Annotated in this window: 1 protein-coding gene; it reads right to left on the bottom strand. The window is 72.6% G+C overall.

The window, feature by feature from the left end:
• On the bottom strand, positions 1 to 208 hold a 208-nt coding region (locus RB628_RS42460), incomplete at both ends, for a hypothetical protein (protein WP_318325887.1).

Below are 208 nucleotides of genomic sequence, written 5' to 3'. Positions count from 1 at the left end.
GGCGCGCTGTAGCTGAAGGCGGGACGGCCGGTGCGCTCGGCGAACCGCTGCACCACCTCCGCCCTCAGGGCCCCGGGACCGGAGGTCAGGAACAGGACGGGAGTGCCCAGGGGCGTTGTGCGCAGCGCCGGGTCGAGGTCCAGCAGCGCCAAAAACTCGTCCTCGGACACCGCGAACGGGGTGCGGCCGGGCAGGTGCAGCACGATGT

The organism is Streptomyces sp. ADMS (genome assembly GCF_033441795.1).
In the GTDB taxonomy this organism is placed as follows: domain Bacteria; phylum Actinomycetota; class Actinomycetes; order Streptomycetales; family Streptomycetaceae; genus Streptomyces.
The sequence above is the reverse complement of the archived record's forward strand: the minus strand, read 5'-3'. Positions and strand labels throughout refer to the sequence as shown.